Annotated in this window: 16 protein-coding genes; 5 read left to right on the plus strand and 11 right to left on the minus strand. The window is 41.2% G+C overall.

Translation table 11 applies throughout. The features are described 5' to 3' along the window. Positions 1 to 52: 52 nt before the first annotated feature. On the minus strand, positions 53 to 319 hold the full coding sequence (locus DPC56_RS06195) for a hypothetical protein (protein ID WP_112094209.1): 267 nt from the start codon (positions 317 to 319) through the stop codon (positions 53 to 55). A 151-nt stretch (positions 320 to 470) separates the two neighbouring features. On the opposite strand from DPC56_RS06195, the gene DPC56_RS06200 reads away from it, so the two are divergent. The 3 genes from DPC56_RS06200 to DPC56_RS06210 all read left to right on the plus strand — a co-directional run bounded on the left by DPC56_RS06200 (position 471) and on the right by DPC56_RS06210 (position 2,961). Then, positions 471 to 1,277: a 4Fe-4S binding protein gene (locus tag DPC56_RS06200; RefSeq protein WP_245923935.1), complete on the plus strand. Its 807-nt coding sequence runs from the start codon at positions 471 to 473 to the stop codon at positions 1,275 to 1,277. 108 nt (positions 1,278 to 1,385) lie between these two features. Continuing rightward, positions 1,386 to 2,609 (plus strand): ammonium transporter, encoded by a 1,224-nt coding sequence (locus DPC56_RS06205; protein ID WP_112094210.1) that lies wholly within the window; start codon positions 1,386 to 1,388, stop codon positions 2,607 to 2,609. 13 nt (positions 2,610 to 2,622) lie between these two features. Then, positions 2,623 to 2,961, plus strand: a complete 339-nt coding sequence (locus DPC56_RS06210; RefSeq protein ID WP_112094225.1) for a P-II family nitrogen regulator — start codon at positions 2,623 to 2,625, stop codon at positions 2,959 to 2,961. A 60-nt stretch (positions 2,962 to 3,021) separates the two neighbouring features. Here DPC56_RS06210 and pdxS read toward each other — a convergent pair whose 3' ends face one another. Then, positions 3,022 to 3,903 carry a pyridoxal 5'-phosphate synthase lyase subunit PdxS gene (gene pdxS, locus DPC56_RS06215; RefSeq protein ID WP_112094211.1) on the minus strand — a complete coding sequence of 294 codons (882 nt, stop codon included), beginning with the start codon at positions 3,901 to 3,903 and terminating at the stop codon, positions 3,022 to 3,024. Positions 3,904 to 4,040: 137 nt separating this feature from the next. Here pdxS and DPC56_RS06220 point away from each other — a divergent pair, with 137 nt between their 5' ends. After that, positions 4,041 to 4,244 (plus strand): hypothetical protein, encoded by a 204-nt coding sequence (locus DPC56_RS06220; protein WP_245923937.1) that lies wholly within the window; start codon positions 4,041 to 4,043, stop codon positions 4,242 to 4,244. Here the strand turns inward: DPC56_RS06220 and DPC56_RS06225 are convergent. The 5 genes from DPC56_RS06225 to DPC56_RS06245 are packed head-to-tail and all read right to left on the minus strand — an operon-like array spanning position 4,233 to position 7,456. Beyond that, positions 4,233 to 5,057 (minus strand): PfkB family carbohydrate kinase, encoded by an 825-nt coding sequence (locus tag DPC56_RS06225; protein ID WP_112094213.1) that lies wholly within the window; start codon positions 5,055 to 5,057, stop codon positions 4,233 to 4,235. The two genes, DPC56_RS06220 and DPC56_RS06225, sit on opposite strands and share 12 nt — an antisense overlap. 6 nt (positions 5,058 to 5,063) lie before the next feature. Beyond that, positions 5,064 to 5,750 (minus strand): HisA/HisF family protein, encoded by a 687-nt coding sequence (locus tag DPC56_RS06230; RefSeq protein WP_112094214.1) that lies wholly within the window; start codon positions 5,748 to 5,750, stop codon positions 5,064 to 5,066. Between the two features lies 1 nt (position 5,751). Beyond that, entirely contained in the window at positions 5,752 to 6,093 is a 342-nt protein-coding gene (locus tag DPC56_RS06235) for a DUF2149 domain-containing protein (protein ID WP_112094215.1), read from the minus strand. Then, positions 6,050 to 6,730 (minus strand): MotA/TolQ/ExbB proton channel family protein, encoded by a 681-nt coding sequence (locus DPC56_RS06240; protein ID WP_112094216.1) that lies wholly within the window; start codon positions 6,728 to 6,730, stop codon positions 6,050 to 6,052. The genes DPC56_RS06235 and DPC56_RS06240 overlap by 44 nt, the downstream gene beginning before the upstream one ends. Before the next feature lie 15 nt (positions 6,731 to 6,745). Beyond that, positions 6,746 to 7,456, minus strand: a complete 711-nt coding sequence (locus tag DPC56_RS06245) for a DUF2162 domain-containing protein (RefSeq protein WP_394339529.1) — start codon at positions 7,454 to 7,456, stop codon at positions 6,746 to 6,748. 162 nt (positions 7,457 to 7,618) lie between these two features. On the opposite strand from DPC56_RS06245, the gene DPC56_RS06250 reads away from it, so the two are divergent. Then, positions 7,619 to 8,671 (plus strand): SPOUT family RNA methylase, encoded by a 1,053-nt coding sequence (locus DPC56_RS06250; protein ID WP_112094217.1) that lies wholly within the window; start codon positions 7,619 to 7,621, stop codon positions 8,669 to 8,671. A gap of 642 nt (positions 8,672 to 9,313) precedes the next feature. Here the strand turns inward: DPC56_RS06250 and DPC56_RS06255 are convergent. The 4 genes from DPC56_RS06255 to DPC56_RS06270 form a co-directional block, all read right to left on the minus strand. Further along, on the minus strand, positions 9,314 to 15,670 hold the full coding sequence (locus tag DPC56_RS06255; protein WP_245923938.1) for a cobaltochelatase subunit CobN: 6,357 nt from the start codon (positions 15,668 to 15,670) through the stop codon (positions 9,314 to 9,316). 44 nt (positions 15,671 to 15,714) lie between these two features. After that, the gene (locus DPC56_RS08425) at positions 15,715 to 20,526 is read right to left on the minus strand and encodes a DUF3344 domain-containing protein (RefSeq protein WP_348638839.1); all 4,812 of its coding nucleotides are present in this window, start codon (positions 20,524 to 20,526) and stop codon (positions 15,715 to 15,717) included. After that, a complete protein-coding gene (locus tag DPC56_RS06265; RefSeq protein ID WP_112094219.1) occupies positions 20,487 to 22,775 on the minus strand; it encodes a DUF3344 domain-containing protein in 2,289 nt (762 codons plus the stop codon). Before DPC56_RS06265 ends, DPC56_RS08425 begins: the two co-directional genes overlap by 40 nt. 202 nt (positions 22,776 to 22,977) lie before the next feature. Beyond that, positions 22,978 to 23,991 (minus strand): radical SAM protein, encoded by a 1,014-nt coding sequence (locus DPC56_RS06270; RefSeq protein WP_112094228.1) that lies wholly within the window; start codon positions 23,989 to 23,991, stop codon positions 22,978 to 22,980. Positions 23,992 to 24,082: the final 91 nt, after the last annotated feature.

The raw sequence follows: 24,082 nt of genomic DNA on the forward strand, positions 1-24,082 counted from the left end.
AGTATGGGGCTGTGAAATTCACAATATTTCATATCTGTGTAAATTTTAGGCTCTATTGTCTCGATCGGTTGGTCTGGTTAGTCTGGTTGGTCTCATTTTGTATTGTCGTATTGTTTACGCGTATTGCACGTTTTTGTAACCATACTGGTTGGAATGTGGGATCTCCTATGATGTTCATTTTTTCTTCTGGTGCTTTTATGATTTGTGGCATTTCTATTCTCGGAATTTCTGCGAATAATATTATAGCTGATGCTGATCCATAGGCTATTAATGCTATCATTAGTATTGTGAATATTCTTCCAATTTTTCCCGGATTCAAATTTCAAACCCCCAATATCTCTTTTTTTTGATTCTATTCTATAAATATGATGGCCAAAAAAGGGCCATATGAAAGAGATGGACCCTGTTAGTAAGATGGAAGGGATTATATGTGAGTGATTATAAGATTGTTTTTTATGGGTTCTAGGTCTTTGAAGAGGGATATTTTGAAGAAATGTGAGGAATTTGGAGTTGGTCTTGCGGGTTTCGCGCCAGCTGAGAGGTGGAATAATCCTCCAAGGGAGCTCCCTCATAAATTTTCTAAGTGGATACCTGAGGAATTTCATCCTAAGTCAATATATCCAGAAGTTGCTACTGTTATTGTGATAGGATTTCCCATTCAGTTGCCTATTTTGGAGACTGCACCATCTATCTATTATCATGAGTTATATAAGACTGTGAATTCACTCTTGGATTTGAGGGCTTATGAACTTTCAATTTTCTTGAATGAGAAGGGTTATCCTTCTATTTATCTGCCAAGGGATGGGTATGCTACTGTGGAAGTGTTGCTTGAGAAGCCATTTGCCTTTTTCTCCCATAAACACGCAGCTTATCTTGCGGGTTTAGGCTCTTTTGGCCAGAACAATCTAATTCTAACCCGAGAATACGGGCCAAGAATCAGATTCACTTCCATATTCACTTCTGCTTCCATAAAGCCAGATCCTATAGAAGTCGAGGATTTATGTATAAGATGTCTTAGATGTGCGAGAAGCTGTCCAGTAGGAGCCATAAAAACAAAGGGAGAGTTCCCACCACCTATAGATAAGAAACTTTGTGCTATGAGGAGTGCGGATCTTTGGAGTAAGCATAAATCGCCTTGCGGTATTTGTATTAAGGTTTGCCCCGTGGGTGAGGATAGAAGATTATTTAACCGGATTGACATGTCAATATATGATGGTGAAGGCCCATTGGAGTATAAGCGTGCTTGGGATCATGTAAGAAGGTATGGGACTTTTTAGATTCTATTTTCTAGGGTGGTTAGTAAGGTTTATATATGATGTGTTTTCTAAAACAATATTGTCGGAAGAAGGTTTCCGGTTTCCGATAAATTTTGTGGAGGGAAAAATATGAATACACCAATAAACCCTGGCGACACAGCCTGGATGTTAATATCAACAAGCCTAGTACTACTCATGACAGTACCAGGAGTAGCACTATTCTACGGCGGACTAACAAAAAAAGAAAATGTACTAAACACAATGTTCATGTCCTTAATAGCATTCGCGCTAACAAGCATAATCTGGGTACTCTATGGTTACCCACTAGCATTCGGCAGCGACTTACATGGGCTAATAGGCAACCCAACAAACCTCCTAATGAACAATATCAACATCAATAGTCCTACACCACTAGCACCCACAATACCAGCCCTAATCTACATAGGATTCCAATTAACCTTCGCAGCCATCACCATAGCCCTAATATCCGGTGCAGTAGTAGAAAGGATGAAATTCTCAGCATGGACAGCATTCATCATATTCTGGATAAGCCTAGTCTATGTACCAGTAGCACATTGGGTATGGGGTGGGGGCTTCCTAAGCCAACTCGGAGCCCTCGACTTCGCAGGTGGCACAGTAGTACACATAAATTCTGGTATAGCAGCACTAGCCCTAGTATACTTACTCGGTAAAAGAAAAGACACGAGACTCCTACCACACCATCTAGGATATTCTGTGATAGGCGCATCACTACTATGGTTCGGCTGGTTCGGATTCAACGCAGGATCGGCCCTCACAGCCAATGGACTGGCAGCATCAGCATTCCTCGTGACAAACACCGCAGCAGCAACTGCTATGATTTCATGGATAATCATAGATTACCTTAAAACAGGCAAACCCACCCTACTTGGTGCAATATCAGGTGCCATAGCAGGTCTCGTGGCCATAACACCAGCAGCAGGGTTCGTGACAGTACCAGCAGCAATCATAATAGGCTTGATCACCAGCATATTCTCATACCTTGCAGTCTCCGAATTAAAGGCAAAGGTTGGATACGATGATGCCTTGGACGTGTTCGGCATACATGGAGTCTCAGGCCTTTGGGGTTCAATAGCAACGGGCCTATTCGCAGCTCCATTTGTAAACGAACTTGGAACAGGCCTATTCTATGGCAACCCAAAACAATTATTCATACAAATATTAGCAGTGGTAATTGTAATGGCCTACTCATTTACAATGACATTAATCATAGGTAAATTGTTGGATATGACAATTGGGTTAAGGGTATCAGAAAAAGAGGAAATAGAAGGACTCGACACAAACTTACATGAAGAGACAGGATACAGACTATAAGGAGGAAATTAAATTGAAAGCTATAATCGCGATAATAAGACCTGAAAAACTTGAAAAGGTGAAAGAGAACCTTGTTAGGGTGGGATGTTATGGTATGACTGTCACCGAAGCGAAGGGGCGCGGTAGACAACTTGGTATAAGGGAAAGCTATCGTGGAAAAGAATATCATATCGACCTATTACCGAAAACACGCCTTGAAATAATAGTGAATGATAATAAAGTCGAAGAAGTCGTGGATGCGATAGTGAAAAGCGCCCAGACAGGAGACATAGGTGATGGTAAAATTTTCATATTACCAGTAGAGGATGTGATAAGGATAAGAACAGGTGAAAGAGGAGAAAAAGCCGTTTAAACAACCCCACTTGGGGGTTCTCTAATATTTTTTAAAAGAAAAGAAGGATGCTAAGGGGGTTTACCATCCCCTTTCTTGTAATCTTTCAGAATCTGAGAGTTCACTTATTTCGATGCCGGGCATAGCCGCTCCCAGTCCTCTTGAAACCTCTAATAGAACCTCTGGTTCGTCATAGTGTGCTGTTGCCTCTACTATAGCCTTTGCATAAGCTTCTGGATTTTCTGATTTGAATATTCCCGATCCTACGAAAACTCCATCGGCGCCTAATTGCATCATGAGGGCCGCGTCTGCTGGTGTTGCAACACCACCAGCTGCAAAATTCACAACTGGTAATCTTCCAAGCTTAGCTGTTTCTTTTACCAACTTTAACGGAGCTTCTATTTTTCTTGCGAATTCCCAGAGTTCTTCTTCCTCCTTCTCTTTAACTTCTCTTATCTGTCCCATTATTATCCTCATGTGACGGACTGCCTCCACAATGTTACCAGTGCCCGCTTCCCCTTTTGTCCGGATCATGGCAGCTCCCTCATCAATTCTCCTGAGAGCCTCTCCAAGATCCCTTGCACCACAAACAAATGGTATCTTAAACTTCTTTTTATCAATGTGGAAGCGTTCATCTGCTGGTGTTAAAACCTCGCTTTCATCTATCATGTCAACGCCAAGGGCCTCGAGTATCTGGGCCTCCACAAAATGGCCTATTCTAACCTTTGCCATAACGGGAATGGTCACTGCATCCATTATCTCCTCTATCTTGTTCGGGTCAGCCATCCTGGCAACCCCACCAGAGGATCTTATATCAGCAGGAACCTTCTCAAGGGCCATTACTGCGACTGCCCCAGCCTCCTCTGCTATAATAGCCTGTTCACTATCTACAACATCCATTATAACGCCGCCCTTGGTCATCTTTGCAAAACCTTTCTTGAGAACTTCTGTACCATGTAACATAAAAATCTGACCCTCCCACTATGATAATCTATAATAGTAAGTTGACTTTGAAAACATATAATATTTCCTCTCACATAATAATTTTGGGGATGTGGGAAATGTATATATAAGATTATCATCTGATAGAAGGAATAGGAGTGATTGTTTTGGTTGGGGAAACATTTACAGGTTCAATATTCTATTCTCATGTTATGCCGGCTATCCTCGGATTTCTGAGCATAATCTTAATCTGTAATGGTATGATGGATGAAAGCAAAAAACAGGTGATAATAGGGGTAGTACTATTTTTTAGCGCGGGACTTTTACCATTTATTATACTACGCGCCGTATTAGGGGTCTAAGAGTTTACCTTCTATTTTTTCTGTGGCCATCTTTGAGGCGAATTCTCCAGCTTCTATTGGTGGTTTTTTCTTCCTCATATGTATGTAGGCTGCCATGTATATGTCCCCTAGTCCTGTTGGGTCGGCTATTCTAGTTGCCGGGACGGCTTTTATCTTCCATATTCTCCCCTTGGAGTATATTATGGAGCCTCTCTCGCCACATGTGATTATAGTCTCTGATGGTCCCATGGATCCTAAAAGCATGGCAGCTTCTATTAGGTTTGGGTTGAAAATCTTGGCCTCTTCTTCGTCGAGGAACACCTTATCAACCATTCCAAGAATCCTCTCAGCATCCTCTGGTGGTCTGAGGGATACTCTACCATCTTCCTCTGTTCTTAGATAACCTTGTAGGCCTAGGTAGACTCTATCTTGTTTTTTTGCTATAAATTCGAGTGTTTGGGTTGGTATGTCAGTTGGTAGTAGTGGATTTAGGAGTATGGCATCCCATCTGTTTCTGATCAGTTTTTTTATATCATTGGTTTTGATGATGTTCTTTGCGAAATTTGATTTTTGTATCCTCTTTTCGTGGTTGAGGTATATGTTTTCAAATTTTAGTGTATTATTTTTCCAAAGGGGTATTATTCTTGTCTCTGGGGGGAACTCTTCTAGGAGTTTTTTGTCTTCCTTTGAGAGCGTTATGATACTTGTGTGTTCTATTCCAAGTTTTGAGAAGACCTTCGATTGGTAGTATACTGGTCCGCCTATTTTTAAGATTTCTTTGCCTTGTATGATGTTCTTGTCTCGGGTTATTGGGCCTATTAATAGGTATCCCAACTGGGTTCACCTTATATGTAATGGGATTTTTCCTTGGTGGAGTGCTGTGCCAGCAAGTATTTTCTTGATGCCTATGGATGATAATAGTGGTATGTCTTGGAGTTTTATACCCCCACCTGGGATTATGTCAAATTTTATGAATTTTTTTATGAGTTTTTTATTGATGCCTTTTTGTGTGCCTACCCTTGTCAAATCTAGTAATATGACTTCTCCAGGGTCTAGTTGGAGTAGGATGTCCTTGAATTCTTCTAGTGTCATGTTTAGGTTTTTGGAGTATAGTTGGCCGTTTTTTGTATCGATGCTCACCACTATCCTTGATTTGGGGAAAACTTTAAAAATCTTTTTTAATTCGTTAATGTCTTTTAGGGTTTCTGTCGCGACTATGACTTGCCATGCTATGTTTAAACCGAATTTAAAACTCTTGAAGTCTTGGACTCCGAAATCTAGCATCACTGGTATTATATGGTTTATCTCCTGGATAAGTTGGATGTTGGAGCCTTGGCCTGTGATAGCGTCAAGGTCAGCTATATATATTCTCCGGGCCCCTGCCCTCTTTAGGGATAATGCTATCTCTATGGGGTCTGGAGATGCTGAGAATATGCTCTCTAGTGGCTTGTATTCTTCTCTTTTCCCGGATTTGCCCGAGACTGCTAATGAGCCCATCAGATCCAAAACTGGTATAACTTCTATCATGTTAGGTTCCTTGTACCATGATAAGTTTACCTGTCTGGGGATCCTGGTAGACTGTGCCTAATTGTACCATGCCCGAGCCGGATCCAGAGACAACCTCTGGGGTGGTGTTAAGTTCCTTTCCTTGTTGTATTTCAACTACTTGTTTTATGGCTTGCATGGCTGCCTGGCGTTCCTCTGGTGACATATTGGAGAATACAACACTTTGCATGTTCCATGAGATTACTAGGAATATTAGGAAGCCCACTGAGAGTACTAGCATTGCATCTACTATGTTGGCTGATCCTGCCATGGGGTCTTCTTCATTTTGATCTCCAAGTAGCCTCCGCCGTCTTCGGCGTAGCATCTTTCATCACCTCTAGTATTGTCTCTGCTAATGCTTCTAGGTTGGAGAGGTATTCTTCGTACCATCTTCTTCTTATCTTTGATATGACATATGATATTCCTCCTGCTGCGAGGCCCACTACTGTGGTGTCGAAGGCTACGATTATTGCCTGTGCTAGTGTTTGTATGTCTCCTGCTCCGAGGGCTGCTAGTCCTGGGCCCATGGGTATGAGTGTTCCCATAAGTCCTAGTGTGGGTCCGAGTCTTGTTATTATGTCGGTCTTTTCTAGGCTTTTGGCGATTTTTAGTTCTTCTGCTTCTATGAGTTTCCTTGCGAGCGCTTCTCTTGTATTTGAGTTTAAATTTGTTGTTTTCGCGATTTCTGTGAGTATCTCTTTTTGGCTTTCTGGGATTTTTAGGGGTTCTATTATTTCTGTTATCTTTTCTGGGTTGCCCGGGTTTGACATTGAGAATATGGCATTTTTTATCTCATTTACTTCGATTTTTATCCTGTTTGAGTATTCTGAGAGTAGGCCGCCTAGTGATATTATGGCATAGCCCATGAATAGTAGTAGTCCTACTATGACTGGTATTAGTAGGCTTTGGGAGACTACGTGGAGGGCTGCGCTTAGTATTTCGCTGCCCGGTACTGCGACCATCGTATATCACCTCATTTAGTTTATTAGTGTGCTATTTTTCCTGTTTATGAATATTCCAAATCCTATAAGGATTATGGCGCCTATTATAGCATATGCTAATGTTTGGGGGTTTGGTATTGTGATGGGACTCATCTTTGATGATAGTACGCTGTTTATGTTGGGTAGGACTATGGCTGATGCTAAGAAGTATAGGCCTGCGAATAGCATGAAGTTGCCTAATAGTATTGGGTATGGTTTTTTGGAGGCTTTTGCTATGATTTTTGAGGTTAGGTAGAATATTGCTATGAATATTCCTAATAGGATTGCGGCGTATTTTCCTATTGTGAGTGCTGTGGCCCCTATTAGTGGTGCTATTAGTATTATGCTGAGGGTTACGGCTCCGAAGCAGCATGGGCATGGTGCTATCATCGCCAGGCAGGTGGTTGTGGCTGTATTTTTTTGGTGTTGTTTCCATTCTTTGATGGTGTATGCTCCGGCTACTATTAGGATCGTTGCCATTGTTATTGTCATGATGGAGGCGTATTCTGTGAAGTATTGGTGTAATGTTTCCATGTAGGGGTTTGCCAGGGCAGAGAGTCCTAGTATACCAGTTGCATAGGCTACTGTTATGGTTGCTGCCTTTTTCTTGGAGAGTCCTGCGAGTCCCATTGCCAGCCCTATTTTGGCGCCGAAGAGTAGTATGACTGAAAGTATCCCTGCTTCCCATAGGATGTTTGCGAGATCCAATTTTTTCACCCTTTTCAAATTATATAATATTTAATATATAAATTGTATTATTACTATATGGGCTGATTTAAGGCCCACCGTAATAACACTTTTCAATTATACTTAAGCAAAATTAAAATATTTTTTAATATAAATTTTTTGCCACAATAGGAGGGAACAACCATGGAATTCATCATAAAAACACAAAAAGGCCTAGAAGGAACCGCAGCATCCTACATACAAGAAAAACTCAAAAATGCAAACACCTGGATAACACCAGAAGGCTACTCAGGCCTAATCATACTAAAAACATCAGATAAAAAAGCCACAGAAAAACTCCAAACCATCCCAGAAATAGAAAGAACCATCCCAGTAAACTACAAAACAAAATCCAAAATAGAAAAAATCCTAGAAAAAGCGGAGAAAATAGCAGAACACATAAAAGAGGGTGAAACATTCGCAGTTAAAACAAAAAGAAGAGGAAAACACAAGTTCACAAGTCCACAAGTAAACAAAAAACTCGGAGAAAAAATACTAAAATTAACAAACGCCACAGTAGACCTCAACTTCCCAGAAAAGATAATACAAGTCGAAATAATCGGAGAAAACACTTACATATCCATCAAAAAAGGCGAAAAATGGAAAAAATACACACCAGAAAAAGAAAACGCAAGAAACCTATTCCACAAAACAACAATAATCCAAATGCCATACTGGGGCAAACCACAAATAGTCAGAAAATTCGGGGAAAAAATAGGAAGAGCAGCCCAAGCCTACGAAATCAAAGAACTCATAATAGCCCCAAAAGAAAAAATGGACGCACAACAATTAGCAGAATTCATACAAGGGATAAAAAAAGGGCAAAAATCAAGATACATGATACAAAAAGAAGCATACCCATGGCCCACAAAGAAGGTCCCAATAAGCCTATGGGACCTCTACCAGGCAATAAGGGACAAAAAAAGGAAAAACAGGACAATAATAATAACAGACCCCAAAGGAAAAACAATAAACACGATAAAAGAAAACCTGAAAAAAGACTTGAGAAAATCAAAAGAAATAATCATACTCATAGGATCAAGAGAAGGAATACCCCGAGGACTGTTCAAATTCGCAGACTATATAATAGACTTAACACCCTACATAACCTTCGCGACAGAACATGCAATACCAGCCACCCTCACAACACTCTACCAAATATACACCAAAAAAATAGGATATTACAGCCGCCAATGAAAAAAAGAACATGCAGTTGAAAGTAAATTAAGCAAATTTGGTCAACATTTTACTTCAAAGAATGGGAAAACAGCACCTTAAGCTTTTGATCAAGAAAATCTAGGTCTCATCATCCTACAAAATCAATTTTCTTCTAAAAAAATTAAAAATTAACAATTTGAAATAATAAACAGCCTTTTTTTCTCTTGGAAATTATATTTAAACGCGAAAACTTCGCTCTTAAAATAAGACCCGATAACAGATAGTGTGGCATTCCATAGGCACCTTAATCAGAAATGAGAGCCAAAAAAACATCCTAGGGGATGTATTGGCCATATATTTTTACTTTTTGCCCACATTCTGGGCATCATCGATCCTATAATCTAAAATTGTCGCCGGTACAAGTGCATCAATAAACCATAAAAGAAAGCTTGTTGTAGGCATTTCACCAACAAGACACACAATACTTAATAATCCGGGTAATAATACCAAAGTAATAATATTTTCCTGTCCTATAAATCTGTTAACTTCCTTAGTAGATCCTAACTAGGCAAATTTTTACCTGGAAACTCCTCCAATCTTTTTAAGCCCATCAATAAAACCATGTCTTTATAGTAAAGTTTACACATTAACTTTTTTGGTCAAAAAAAGAAAAAGGAAAAACTAGATTTTTCCACGCCCCCCAAGGAAATATCCCACGCCAACAAGAACCACAAGGACTATGATACCAGCAACCGCATACACCGGCAGTCCAGCGCTTGCCCCGGACGTTCCACCAACTTTACTCACCTCATAAACTCCGCCAGAAGTCCCTGGACCTGTACCTCCCACAGCTCCTGCAGCTGCTCCTACTGCTCCTGTTACTCCAGCCATTGCACCCATAGAACCTGCACTTGTCCCCTGCGTTCCTGTACCTGGAGTTCCTGTGTAACCCGGTGTCGGCCCGGGCTGTCCCGGGACACTTGGAGCCCCCGGAGTTCCTGGCTGCCCTGGCGATCCAGAAGATGCAAAGGCACTGTTTTGCGTGGCACCATAAATTCTTGCTTTAACCCCAGTTAAAAGATTAGGATTCACATACTGCATAGCCCACTGTATCATAGCAATGTTTCCACAGCTACAATCACAACATGAAACACCATATTGTGAAATTGCCGAAGCCCACATATTAGTTATGCTTCTAAGAGTATTCTCATCAGTTTTCCAATAACCAGTATATATAGCGTTTAGCATAGTGGCAGTAGCGCTTATCATAGCATATGCTCTGTTACCACTTGAAAGCCAATTTGTAACCCCAATACCATAACTGTCCCGTAAATATACATTGTATGTTGTCTGCCATAATGAACTGTAAAATTGTTGTGAAGAACCCACTCCACTCGTATATGATGATCTTGTAACTGTCCATCCCCACAAGTTAGAAATAAACTTTCTACTAATGTATCTGCCAGTAGGGTCGCTTTGCATCATGCCCTTGATCCATTCAGGGTTAAAGTAACGGGTTGCTGCTTCCTGACTTATGAAGCTCTCAATTGTCAATGCTTTGGGCGTGGCCTTGTTACCATAACTTAGAACATACATTGTTGGCGCGCGACCATTCACTCTTTCTATTGCGAGTGAAAGTCCACCCCAGTAATCAAAGAAGTCATCATTGTCCAGGACACCATAGAGGTTAGTGTTTCTGCTCGTGTATACTGTTCCAACACCGGTAAGCGCTCTTTTAAAGACTAGTGGATTGGATGCTCCCCAATAATTACTTGAGTATATGTTACCCATCCTGTTAAGATAGAAATCTGCAAGTTGCATTCTGTCTTGCCATGTCCAACTTAATTGTATGCTTTTACTGATTCCTGCTCCGTAATCGTTTTCTGGTGGGGCGAATATCCTTGAAATCGCATATTCCCCTGCGATCTCCGCTGTCATGTTAAGTGACATATAATATTCGAAGTCTTCAACCCAATGTTTAGCAACATAATTGTAATCTAATGGTTCGTCACCAACACCATAAAATCCAACCGGCCCCAATACATAATCTAGGGCTTTTTCTATTTTGTCACCGTATTTTTGTTTAAGTGTTTTATTATCTAGGATCGTATAGTATGATCTGGCCAAAGCTACTCTGAATGCTTTATCTAATAATCCGGCTTGCCTGCTGTAAAGATCCCTGAATAGGCCAGTTGTTATAATTACCACATCGATTCTCTTTTTCTTCCATCCTTCTGGGCGCACTAGTTTTTCGAGTTCAACATATTTTGGCATCTCTTTGAGTTTAGCACCCCCTACACCAGCACTTGGAGAATCTGACCAATCAGGTTCCATTCCAAGCAATACTAATACCATTGACACCAATGCAGCATCATCACGTGCTGTTTCAGTGCAGAATATTCCAACAGCTATCTTTTCCACTGTATCATTAAAGTTCTGAAGTGTTAATAACGCCAAGGTTTTACCATATTCAAATGAACTCTTCGTAGGTATTTCGGCAGCCTGATCCTGGAAGAAATTCCTACCAGTTGGCAAGGCATCAGGGTTGCTCACTGGATCGTTACCGGGCCCTGGTGGAATATAACCACAATTCAAAGCATCTAATAAACTTTCTATTTCAGCATTTATACTTTCATATACTTTCTTCACATATTCCTGGGCTAATTCTAATGCCCTTCTTAGACTCTTTGTTGGCCTATCAGTTAGATTGTTGAGTGTTGCATTCAAGCCATTGTTGATTATGCTCTTCACAGTTTCAATACATTTTTCTTGTACTTTCTCCTTTTGTATGTTAGTGAGGTTTCCATAGGATTTTCCATAGACTAGGAGGGCTATTTCATCCTGTAATGTTGTCTCTTCTGTGGTGGAAACTGGGAATGGTACTGAGAGTATTGACGAAACTAGCATGGACACTTCATCTTCTGTCCAATTCTTGCCAATAGCATGTAGACCATGAGGATGTAACGTATTCTGGATTAGTCCAAGGTAATCTTCTATTGTTTCGACTAGTTCATCCCCGTCTAGTTTGTTGAGTGAGACCCCCATTGTCATTTCTATGAGTGTTGTTAGATTATTATCTGTTATTGTTTTCCTTATTTTATCGATTATTTCAGTCCTCGTTGATTCATCAGCAACGTCATACTGACTCACCAAAGCTGCAAGTGAAGCGTATCCACTATATAATGCCGTGAATGTTAATGGTGGTGTTAGATGGTCTATTATAACAGCTGATCCTCTTCTTTTAGCTTGGATACCCTCTGCGAGTCCATCAACTATATAGTAATAGATTTGGGGCGTGGCCCCAGTAACGACTTCTGGGAAATCATATGGTGCTAGTAGCACCTCTTTTCCTGGGAGCCATTCGTAGGTGGCGTGTCTTCCAAGATGAACCATCGCATCCACACTTTCTTGCAAGTAAGCATAGACTGCAAGGTACTGGTGTGGTGGAGCCACCACCATACTATGATAGAGTTTATTAATGTCGCCTTCCCATCCACGTTGTGGTTCTGGGCAAATGAATATGTTGCCGAACCAAATCCCCGGGATTACAAAGTATCTCGTGCCATTCTTTTCTATTGTCATAATATTCCCTGGTGGCTCGCCCCAGCCAGATAAGCCGCTGATATTAAGTGCGAAAAATTGTCTTTTATAATCTAGGAATTTATCATAATACTTCTGGTCTCCTGTTAAAACATAATTCTTGAGAGAAGCCACTATATTATCTAATAAGGGTATGGCCACACTTGTCCTGTTCTCTGGTAATAATGAGATTATACCATTGTACCAGGAGTCTATGCGGTCTTCCATGCCAGTTGTATAATTTAGTGCTACTGCTCTTCTGCATAGTTCTCCAATATATCCTACGGGTCCTTCGATGACTTGTATTTTTGTTATAGGATCAAGTTTAGAGAACCATTCAATGTACTTATCTACTGGGTAGAGTATTGCATTTTCAGCAAGCTTTTCAAGTTCTCCAGGGGCCCATGGCGCGACGTTAATACCCTTCTGGATTATCATATCATGGAGTATGGTTGTATTAACTGGTATGTCCTTGACATCATATCCATTTTCTTTAAGGATATTGAGAAGATTATAGATGCTTGTTATAACATCAAGGTAGCTTGAGCCGATGTTATCCTTTCCAGGTGGATAATTATAGTAGATCAGCGCCACTTTCTTTTCATTATTCTTCAACTTTTTCAGTTTAACCCATCCTTTTATTGTGTCGGCGAGATGCTCAATATTTGCTGGTATTATTTGATAGAGACTATATGATAATCCTGTGTCCGGATCTGTAATCGGCTCGGAATTCGTGGCCACTATAGTCGGATCTATAATCCCCTGGGCTTCTGAGATAGCTATGTGCCACCATCTGTCACCTGTAAGTTGCCTTAATCCTAGGGTGCTGAGCTCCCATTGTTCTGGAAGAAGATAATCAGAGTGTAATGCTTTGAATACGGGTACATTTATGAGTTCAAAGAATTTTGTCACGTTTGTAAAGAAGTCGCCGCCTAGTCCATAGGCTGGCATGCTCACTATGGCGTCAACATATACTTTATATTTGGATGGATCTGCGAAGAAGCTTTCAACGCTAGGAGCATCTGTGAATGATTCTACCATAACCCTTAATTGTTCTGGTTTGGCCCCATATGCTACTACTGGTATGACATTGAATCCCCTAGCTTCTAATGCATCAATGATGGCATAGTATGGTTGTAGTTTCTGGCTGTCCACATACATTTTGCTTTCGAGAAGTCCTATACAACCTATGGCGTTTGCTTTGAAATATTTATTCGCATATTCTGTAAGATTTTCATACCAGCCATAACGGTATATGCCATAGGGTTTTTCGCCACTGGTCGCCCATGTTGGAGGTTTCCAATAGCCAGTATTAGGAACACCTATAAGGTTGAGAGCCCAGACAATCTGGTTTACGAAGGCCTGCTTATTATTGATATCCTTGTAGAGTACTGCCATATTATATTCTATAGGGATATCAGTACAGGATTCTGTATAATTTAGTACTGCTTCGAAGTTGGTGCCTTTCGTCGTGTTACCATAGTAGTCGATTAGAAGCCCATCTGAAACATTAGAGAGAATATATTCTCCCTTAATATTTGAGTATTTCATCAAGCTTGTGTATGCTGGATTATAGACTATCGCCGGTTCTAATATAAGGAACATGCCACTGGTTTTGTTTGTTATTTCGGGGTGCGCTGAAAGTAGACGTTGTAGACGTGAAGATGCAGTGTCACTGAGATATTCTCCTATGAATATGTCACAACCTGCTAGAAGGTTCAAGAGTTCATCATCTGACATTTTAGTTAACTGATCGCAACTTCTGATCTGTATCTGGACCTTCTCTCTTATAGGAGCATATCCTAGGACGTTTGCATCATGGGCCGCTTGATTAATGACCATTGATTGTCCTTCATCACTTACAATGAAGACTAGGATATTACCACTCTTTTTAACAGTGCATGACCTGTTATATTCATTGTTTGTCTCGTTGAGTTCTTGTATCTTATTTTCCGGGTCTACTATGAATTGTAGTGTATGTGCGCCTGCTGTTGTTGGAGTCCAAGTAAATCCTATTGTAGTTGTCTCGCCACCAGCAAGTACTGGGATAATCTGAGTGCCAAGCTTCACACCATTATCATAAAAATCAACCCTGACCTGACCTGCATCTACTGGACCAACATTTGATATTCGCGCCATGAGTGTGTATGTTTCATTGGCTATAAGATCAGCTGCCAAGTCAATGCCTTTGAATATGACGTCAGGGCGTGGCTGGTCTACCGTCAAAGACAATGTAAACTTGTTGTTTGTCTCGTTGAGTTCTTGTATCTTATTTTCCGGGTCTACTATGAATTGTAGTGTATGTGCACCTGCTGTTGTTGGAGTCCAATTAAAGTTAATCTCTACAGTCTCCCCACTCCTAATCTCTGGGATAATATGACTATCCACGCTCATACCATTATCTAAGAAGTCAACCCTAACCCCAGAAACATCTAGGTTACCTCCATTCCCGACAAATGCGCTTATATTATATGCTAAGCCCTTTAAAAATGTCCCTTTAATATTTGAAGTTATCCATAAGTCAGGTTTCGCGATTATAGGCGGCTTGTACTTGACCTCCAAGAGAGCTAAGATTATCTTGTAAAAATTGCCAACACGATCATATGTTAACCTATTCACACCCATAAGATCAAATACTTTAGTCACATTCCACTTGTTCAAGCCGCTATAACTTCCAGTTAATTGGTTCCCACTCAATCTTCTATCATTGAATATATATTGACCATCAACACTACTTGCATGGACGACAGTGAGAGTAGCATCTTCTATGTCGCCTGCAATACTCGACTTGAAAATTGTTTCGCCAACATAATCTCCCCCATAATAATAAGTATCCACATCATGGCCCATGTTAACCCAATAAGCAACCGTATTATTACTTCCAGGGATGTTATAAGCCGCCACTAATGTTATTAATTTTATGCGGCCATCTGTAATGCAATTGTAGGTTGTTACATTAGCCCAATTCCTAGTACCCGTGATATTAGTCACATCATACCATAGAAGGTAGTCACTTGTAACCCGCACTATATGATCATTTATCTGAAGGTATTGTGGAGCTTCCTCATCTTCTTGAGGAAAAGTATACTGTGAGGATAAGCGCGTGCTCTCTAAGAGTTGACCATTATATGTGATGTTCACGTTGAGCGGATAATCATTCCGCATATGACCCTGGTATACGAGCACATAAAGTTGTGCCCATGCAACATTGGCATTACTGGGCAAATCCCTAAAAGTATATACTACGCTAGAAGCGCCAGGTTTGTCATTCATGCTATAGTCTGCCGGTCCATTGGTGCCAAGGTAACTGTCACAGTAGAGACCTCCACTCACAGTCCCATTGTTGATTGTTTCAAGTTTTAGGCCTCCACAGTATGGATCGGCATATGATGAAGAAATTAACGTGAATAATACCACCATTAGGAGGATAACACCCACCAGCTTTTGAATCTTTTTCATGCCTCTCACCCTCTTCTAAATAAAAAAATTTAAAAATAAAAAATTTATATTGTGACGTAGTTTGGTAGTCTGTGGTTTGTTCCATAGAATGCTATGATCTTACTGTACATGTAGACTAGGCGTTGGAATGGTATTCTGCCAAGGCTGGTTCTTGCATAATTTGGCGCCCTACCATAACGGTCAATGAATGATAGAATGTTCGCTGCAACTTGCAGATAAGCCGACTTGTAAAGTCTGCCATGCCTGTAGCTTCCACTTGGTGAAGTTGGAGCTCCAACAGCCCTTGGATTAATAGCTTTTAGGTTGCCCAAGTTTATGTTGACCGTTGCCCTTGTAAGCAAGTAAAGCAATTGAGCCATACTATACCTTTGCCCAGCAATTGTCACAGAACTTGGAAGCCTACCATAACGCTCATAATACGCCTTAACCGTCTTTGCAGCCAAGACAAGATCGCCTAAACCAACACCAGCCGAAGCCACACTCACCTTCACCGGCACCAAACCATCAATCGCCACACTATAAGTCCCAGCCGATACCAACCTATATATAAACGTTACAGTCTTGGTTTCACCAGCACCTACCATGACTGTCTGACTCTCAACAACCGTACCGTTTATCTTAAGCTGTGCCGTGTAATTCCCTGCAACATCACCAGTATTTGTTAGCTTGCAGGATACTGTCACGTTTAGTGGTGCAACGCCAGAAGTTGGCGTCACAGTAAGGTTGCCTGCTGTTATATTAGCTGGTCTCAGCACAGTCACCGTCACTGGTGTTAGGTCGTCTATTGTTATGTTGTAGGATCCTGCCTCTAATGTCCTCGTGAATGTTACAGTCTTGGTTTCTCCAGCACCTACCGTGACTGTCTGATTCGCTACAACTATACCGTTTATCATGAGCTGTGCTGTGTAATCGCCTGCAACATCACCAGTGTTCGTGACATTAACCCTCACCGTAACATCTAATGGTGCCAAGCCAGTTGTAGGCGTGACTGTTAAATTGCTGAGTTCGAATGTGGCTGGTTTCTGGACTGTAACCGTCACGGGTGCCATGTTGTCAACTGTTACATTATAGGTTCCAGCTTGTAGCGTCCTTGTGAATTCCACCGTCACTGTAGCCCCGGCTTCTATTGTAACGGTTTTCTCATCCACTACCTGACTGTTCACTTTGAGCTGTGCTGTGTAATCGCCTGCAACATCACCAGTGTTCGTGACATTAACCCTCACCGTAACATCTAATGGTGCCAAGCCAGATCCTGGTGTCACGGTAAGGTTTTCTAGGGTGAATTCGGGGCCTTTGTAGGCTGTTATGTAGTCTTGTTTTGTTAGTGTGTCTTGTCCTCCTGGACCTTTTACTGTGAGTGTTATGGTGTATGTTCCTGGTTGCGTATAAGTATGGGTTGGGTTTTGTTCCGTGCTATTTGTACCGTCACCGAATTCCCAGAGCCATTCTGTGGCTCCCGTTGACAAGTCCTGGAATTGTACTGTTAATGGGAGGACTCCACTTGTTGGGTTGGCTGTGAAATTGGCTATTGGTGGTTCATATTCTAGAATTAGGATGCTTCCTAGGGCTACCATGTTGTCTCCGTTGCTTCCGTTGTTGTAGCTTTGTATTTTTGCCGTGTTCGCCCCGTTTTGTAGGGCTTCTTTTATGTTGTAGGTGCTGAATCCTAGTTGTGGCCCTGTTAGGTAGTCTTGCCAGAATCCTGTGTATTCTTGGTTGTTGAAGTAGAATTTGCTTTTGTTGGCTTCGTTTGCTGAGGCCATTATGATTATTGTTGTGGCGTTTTTTACTATATTGGAGTTTATGTTGTTGAAGTTTGCGTATGCTGTTGCTTCTGTGTTGTTTACGCCGTAGTCTGTTCTGCTGTAGAGCATGTCTGCTTCTTCGTTTATCATGATTGTCTTGGTGGTTTCGTTTTCGTGTTCGTAGATTATTAGGAGGTATGATCCGTAGAGTGCTGTTGTTGTGTTGGCGCCTGCTGTAAGTACTAGGGTGTTGTTTTCATTTGCCTTGAATAGGCTTGTTACATTGTATACTAGTAGTCCGCTTGGGTAGTTGCTTGTTCCGTAGCCTTTGGTGTCGTTGTAGTGTGCTGTTGGGTTTATGGTTTCTCCGTTGAATGTTGCTGTGAAGTCTGGGATGCCAAGTGCGGTGTTCCATGTGTATGGCTGATATAGTCTGGCTTCTTTTATTGTGGCTCCTTCTGGTATTGGCAGGTTTGTTGGGGTCCATGTGACGGTGTATGGTGTTTGCCAGTTGCTTGATCCGCTGCCACGATATGTTGAATTGCCAGTTGAATAAATTAGTCCAAGTTTGCCCTCTAGAAGTAGTATTGTGTTTATGTCGTCTCCTGCGGTGTATCTTTTGCCTTTGTATCCGTTGTAGTAGACTGTTCCTGTTGTCTCATATATGTTATTGGTTTCATTGTTTTCTTCGATTTCATCATCACTGTCAACTATGACACTAATAGTTATGGGTCCTGTTAGTGTTGGTGTGAAGTCATCAAAAGTTACGTTGACTGTTGAATTTGCAGCCAAGCCTGCTATTATCTTTGTATTATTATATTCTCCTATTATGAGTTTCACTTTGAATTGGCCCGCATCAAGGTTTCCTTCATTAAATACTGTTACGCTGATCGTGTTGGGTTCGTTGGCGAATAGTTCGCGGTGTCCGGCTGCATTACTTGGGTTATAGGTTATGTTGGTGACTTTAAGGTCTGATGATAGGGTTATATTTGCAATGTTATTGTTGATGTTAGCGTCTCTTATACTAGTGTCTTGGAGGTAGTGTGTTGTTTCATTGTATAGGATGTTTACGGTGATTGTGTGGCTTCCCGGGCTGATAGTGATATTTTGTGTGATTGTTTGTGATCCTCCGGCTGGTAATGGATCTATATAGTGCAGGTATTCTTGAGTATCGTAGGCTATTTTGACTGGGAATGTCACAGTAGGGTCTATTCTGGTTATATCTGCTTTTCCATTATTTTTAACCCTTACTTGTACGCTATTACCAATTACATTAAGATCTTCAATCATTAAGTCGACGATTAATGGTTTCTGATCTCCTTGATATGGCACGTCACCTATACCATCCCCGTTAAGATCGTCTCCCGTGTAATCTGACCAGTAATTGCCACCTTCTGTCGTGTTCCAATTGTTATTGCTTGCATCTCCTTCTGTCTGGTTTGTATTGTTGATGAAGTAATTATTGTATAATAGGTTCCCTGTACTGGCCCCGATACCAGTGCCTATTAGTCTGATACCTTTTGTGTTTTCTTTGATTATGTTGTCTATAAAAGTATGGTTGCCTCCACTCGTCACATAGATTCCATAATTGCATCCTGTGACATTGTTTCTTATTATCGTGCAGTTTTTGGCGTTGAATGGCCATATTCCATAGTTGCAGTTTGTTACTATGTTGTCTTGTATTATGTCGCCATTTAGTGGCACGATACCGTATCCTTGTTTGTTTGTCCCTATTGCTGTGTTGGCTATTATTGTATTGTTTCCTCCGCCTTCAACGCGGATTCCGCTTTTATCCGCCACGTAGACTGTATTATTGGCTATGAGGTTATTGTTTCCAGAGAAGTATATGACTGATCTGGCCGCGCCTGGGTTTACTATGTTATTTGTTACGATGTTGTTCGCGCCATATACGACTAATCCGCCAGCGATGATGTTATTGTATACTATTGTATTGTTACCGGATCCGGATGCGGCGTATATACCATAGTCGCTGCCTTGCACGTTGTTGTATTGTATCGTGCTATTTGTCACGCCGCCGTTGTAGAAGTATATGGCGTTGCTACAGTTTCTTATAGTATTATTCTCTATTGTGTTACCAGTGGTTGGTTGTTGGAACAGTATAGCGTAATTGTCAGCGTCTGTTATCGTGCTATCCTTGATTGTTATTATGCTACAATTGTAGATGTATGCGCCGAATCTATTCTGTGTTAAGGTCATGTTTTCGATGTGGCAGTTGGTTGCATTGACTAGTAATATGCCCTGTTGTGAATTTGAAATGCTGATGCCATTTATTGTGACATTTGTTGCGTTCACTAGGCCGATGAATCCTGCATCTTCACTCAAAGTTAAGTCTTGGATGTTCATTAGGTAGTATATTGGTTTTCCGTTGATTGTGTTGCTCGTGTCGATATCCTCCACAAATTTCTGGAATACTCCAAAGTTGCGCGTGTTATTCCATAGGCTATTGTTACGAAGCGTGCAAGCTTCTGCATTCATGAGCCTAATACCATAGTAGTTGTTGATGACCGTATTGTTGATTAGTGTGCATCTATCATAACCGTTGATTAGTATGCCTGCTGCACCGCTATCAGCGGCCCCGGTAACTGTGAAACCTTCAATCTGGGTATCATTTGCAGCTATATTGATAACATTGTTTCCTGTGTTATTTGCAATGATGGTCACAAGACCATTAGCCTTCAATACTAGAGATTTATTCAAGTTTATGTTTTCTGTGTAGTTGCCCTCTCCTACCAGTATCGTGTGGCCATTCACTGTATCATTATCGTCTATGGCATCCTGGATTTTATTGAAAGTTTCATTAGTGTTTAAGTTCATGACTCTCGCGACTGTTATGTAGTCTTGTTTTGTTAGTGTGTCTTGTCCTCCTGGACCTTTTACTGTGAGTGTTACTGTGTATGTTCCTGGTTGTGTGTAGGTGTGGGTTGGGTTTTGTTCCGTGCTATTTGTACCGTCACCGAATTCCCAGAGCCATTCTGTGGCTCCCGTTGACAAGTCCTGGAATTGTACTGTTAATGGGAGGACTCCACTTGTTGGGTTGGCTGTGAAATTGGCTAGGCTCCCGTTGACAAGTCCTGGAATTGTACTGTTAATGGGAGGACTCCACTTGTTGGGTTGGCTGTGAAATTGGCTACTGGCGGTATTATTTTATATTCTACTACTAGGATTTGTAGTAGTGCTAGCATGCCGCCGGAGTCTGTTCCCTGTATGGCTGCTATGTTATTATTTGGTTGGAGTTTTCCTGTGACATTGAATACTTCTGGGTATGCTGTTTTGCTGTTTCCTTGCCATACATTCAATCCTAAGGTTTGATCGTTGAAGTATACGTTTCCTTCGTTTGGTCCGGCATTGCCTGCCCATGTATGATATGTGGCGTTTGCAACATCTTCTAAGTTTATTTCTGTTCCGTTGAATTTGGTGTATGCTATTGTTTCGTTGAGGTTTGTTCCATATGTATCTCCTAGGAGTAGGATGTCGGATTCTTCTGCGATGAATATTTGTCTTCTTGGCGCTGTATTGTCATTGTAGATTACTAGTAGTGTGAATGGGTACATGCTAAGTGTGTGTGTACTCTGGCTTGCTGGTACTGATAATGTGACATTCACAATGTTATCCTGGTTTTTGTTGTAGTATTCTGTTACGTTGTAGACTAGTAGGCCGTATTTGTAGTTTGGGTAGCCTCCGAAGTTTGATTGGTCCCAGTACCATCTTGTGTAGTTTCCTGGTTGGAATACTGCCTGGTTGAATTGTATTGTTAGGTATGTTAGTGCTGCGCCCTCTCTTGGGTCTGTGCCTTTGTTATCCCAATTGTATGGGACATACAAGTATACTGTGATTGGGGTTGCGTTTTCTGGTATGCTAGGTTGTGTGCCGTTGAATGTTACGGTGTAATTTGACCATCCGGTGGTTCCACTTGCATAGGTTGTGTCAGGCTGCACATAATATGCGATGCCGTATTGGCCGTCATAGACTTCTACTGTGTTAATGTCTGAGCCGTTGTAGGCCCATCTTTTGCCTTTGTAGCCATTGTATAGTAATGGGAAATTTTTTATATATTGGTTGTTTGTTTCATTGGTTTCTGGAACTTCATTGTATGGGTCTATAACAAATTTATAGGTTATGTTCTGGTTATTGTTACCATAGAGCGTCTCTGCTGTGGCTGGTCTTATCGTGGGATCCGTTATATTCACATAAACGTTGCTATTTGGGTTTATGGAGGGTATGGTTGCATTTGAGACTAGTTCGTCATTGGCGTATAATAGTAGTGTTGTTGTTGGTGATTTTTCAGTGCCAACGTTTCTGATTAGGCACTTTATTGTATTGTTTTCTAGTGCAAATATCGCACTACCAGTGACGAGGACGCTCTGGAATCTTAAGTCGATATTTGGCGTGTAAGTGACCTTTTGTATTGCTAGGATGATTTTGTAGTATCCTGATAGTCCTGTTCCTGGGCTTTTGTGGTATGTGAATTTGTTGGTTTGGTTGTTGTAGAGGTCTGTGACGTTCCATATTTCGTATCCGCTGTATGTTCCTCGTCTTTGGTATGTGCCATTTGGCAGGGTCTGGTCATTGTATGTGTAGATTCCGTCTTGGCTTGCTGCATGCACTATCATCAACGTGACATCTTTGATTGTTCCGGGTGCTGTACCCGTGAAGTATGTTTCTCCTGTGTATCCTTCGTCATTGTAGCTGCTTACATCATGTCCGAGGTTGATCCAGTATCTTGTCCCGGTTGTGCTTCCCGGGAGGTTGTAGGCCACGACCAGTGTTATGAGTTTTATTCGGCCGTCGTATGAGCCTGTGGTGCATACATTGACTGTATTGTCTGTGCCTTTGTTTGTTTTGTCTGTTACGTCGTACCATAGTAGGTAGTCGCTTGTTACGCGCATTGTATGGTCGTTTATCATTAGGTATGGGTCTTGGTCGTGTCCAGGGCCGAGGATTGCAGTGTTATTGTTTCCGTCTGGGGGGTAGTTGTATGTGGTGTAGAGTGATTGGTTGTCTAGTAGTTGTCCGTTGTAGGTTACGTTGATGTATGTTTGTCTTGGTTCTTGCATGTGGCCTGAATATACTAGCACGTATAGTGTTGCGTTTTTTATCTTGGCATCTGATGGTATTGTGTAGTTGAATGTGTATGTGACATTACAAGGGTCTGTTGCATTGAATCCATAATAGGAGTCCACTGCAAGGTCACCGGTTACATTACCTTCTTGGACCGTTTCTAGTGGTTTGCCGCCCACAGCATTGTCTGCATAGGCCGATCCTGTTAATGAAACCGCTAACACTACTAGAACTGTTAGAAACAGTATTTGTCTGCTTCCTAATTTTTTAATATTATTCACCCCCTTCAATTTCCTTTCTATTTAAAATCTTATTTATAAGTTTAACTAAAGTATTACTAATTTAGAGATGGTATAAAAATAGTATATTAAAAATTCATGGAGTATTACTAATACTCAGAGAGAATAAAAAGGGGTATTAACCTGTGGGGTCTTGCGGCCTCCACACATTGGACTGTCTCATCCAATTAAAAAAATTGTAAGGTTAAAGAACATCCCTGGAAATATATCGACCATATATTTTTATTTTTTGTCCACACTCCGGACACTTACTATCCTCAATCCCATAATCCAGGATCTTATAAGAAAACCGCCTTATTAAAAGTTTCCCACACTCTGGACAATATGTATGTTCAAACCTATGACCGGGCACATTACCTATATAAACGTATTTTATACCCTCCCTCTGGGCCTTCTTCACAGCCTCTTCAAGTATTTCTATCCTAGTTGCCGGGCTCGTGAACTTATACCTCGGATAATATCTTGTGAAGTGTAATGGTGTGTCTTCACCCGCAAACTTTAAATGATTTTTTATTACCCAATCTATGTCATTTTCGTTCACACCAGTAACAACAAGATTCACGATTTCTACATGAACTCCCTCTTCTAAGGCCTTTTTAACGTTTCTCCATATTTTGTATACGTTTATACCGCCACAATATTCTTTGTAAACGTCCTTCCCACCCTTTATGTCTATGTTTAATCCAGTGAGTCCAGCGTCAATCAGAGCCTTTAGTGCTTCTATTGTCATGTACCCATTGGAAACATAGCATGCATAGAGTCTATGTTTTCTCCCTATTTTGAAGAGATCGATGGCGTATTCTGTTAATAGTGTTGGTTCTTGGAAGCTGAGACATAATCCTTCATCATGATTTATTAAAGCCTTCTTTACAATGGCCCCTGGTGGCGTGTAGGGAGCCCCCTTTGGCAGGCTCCTTGAGAGGTGATAGTTTTGGCACCATGGACATGAAAAATTGCATGAGTATGTTGCGATAGTGAGTGAGGTTGAACCCGGCCAGTAGTGGTAGAATGGTTTTATTTCTATTGGCCTGCTTTCTATTGCACTTAGCCGTCCATAGGTTAGTGTGTATAGTTTACCGTTTTTGTTGAATCTTACTTTGCAGGTTCCTTGTTCTCCGTTTGAAAGTTTGCATCTTCTCTCACAGAGCGTGCATTGGATTTTCTTGTTGATGTTTTTGTAGAAAGGGCTAGTCTTCATCAAAGAAAAATTATTAATTTTTTCCTTATTATAAGATGGGGGGTTGCCCCCCCACATTGGGTGTGGAGGGAGGGGGGAGGTGCATGGGGAT

The organism is Methanothermobacter tenebrarum, assembly GCF_003264935.1.
Taxonomy (GTDB): domain Archaea; phylum Methanobacteriota; class Methanobacteria; order Methanobacteriales; family DSM-23052; genus Methanothermobacter_A; species Methanothermobacter_A tenebrarum_A.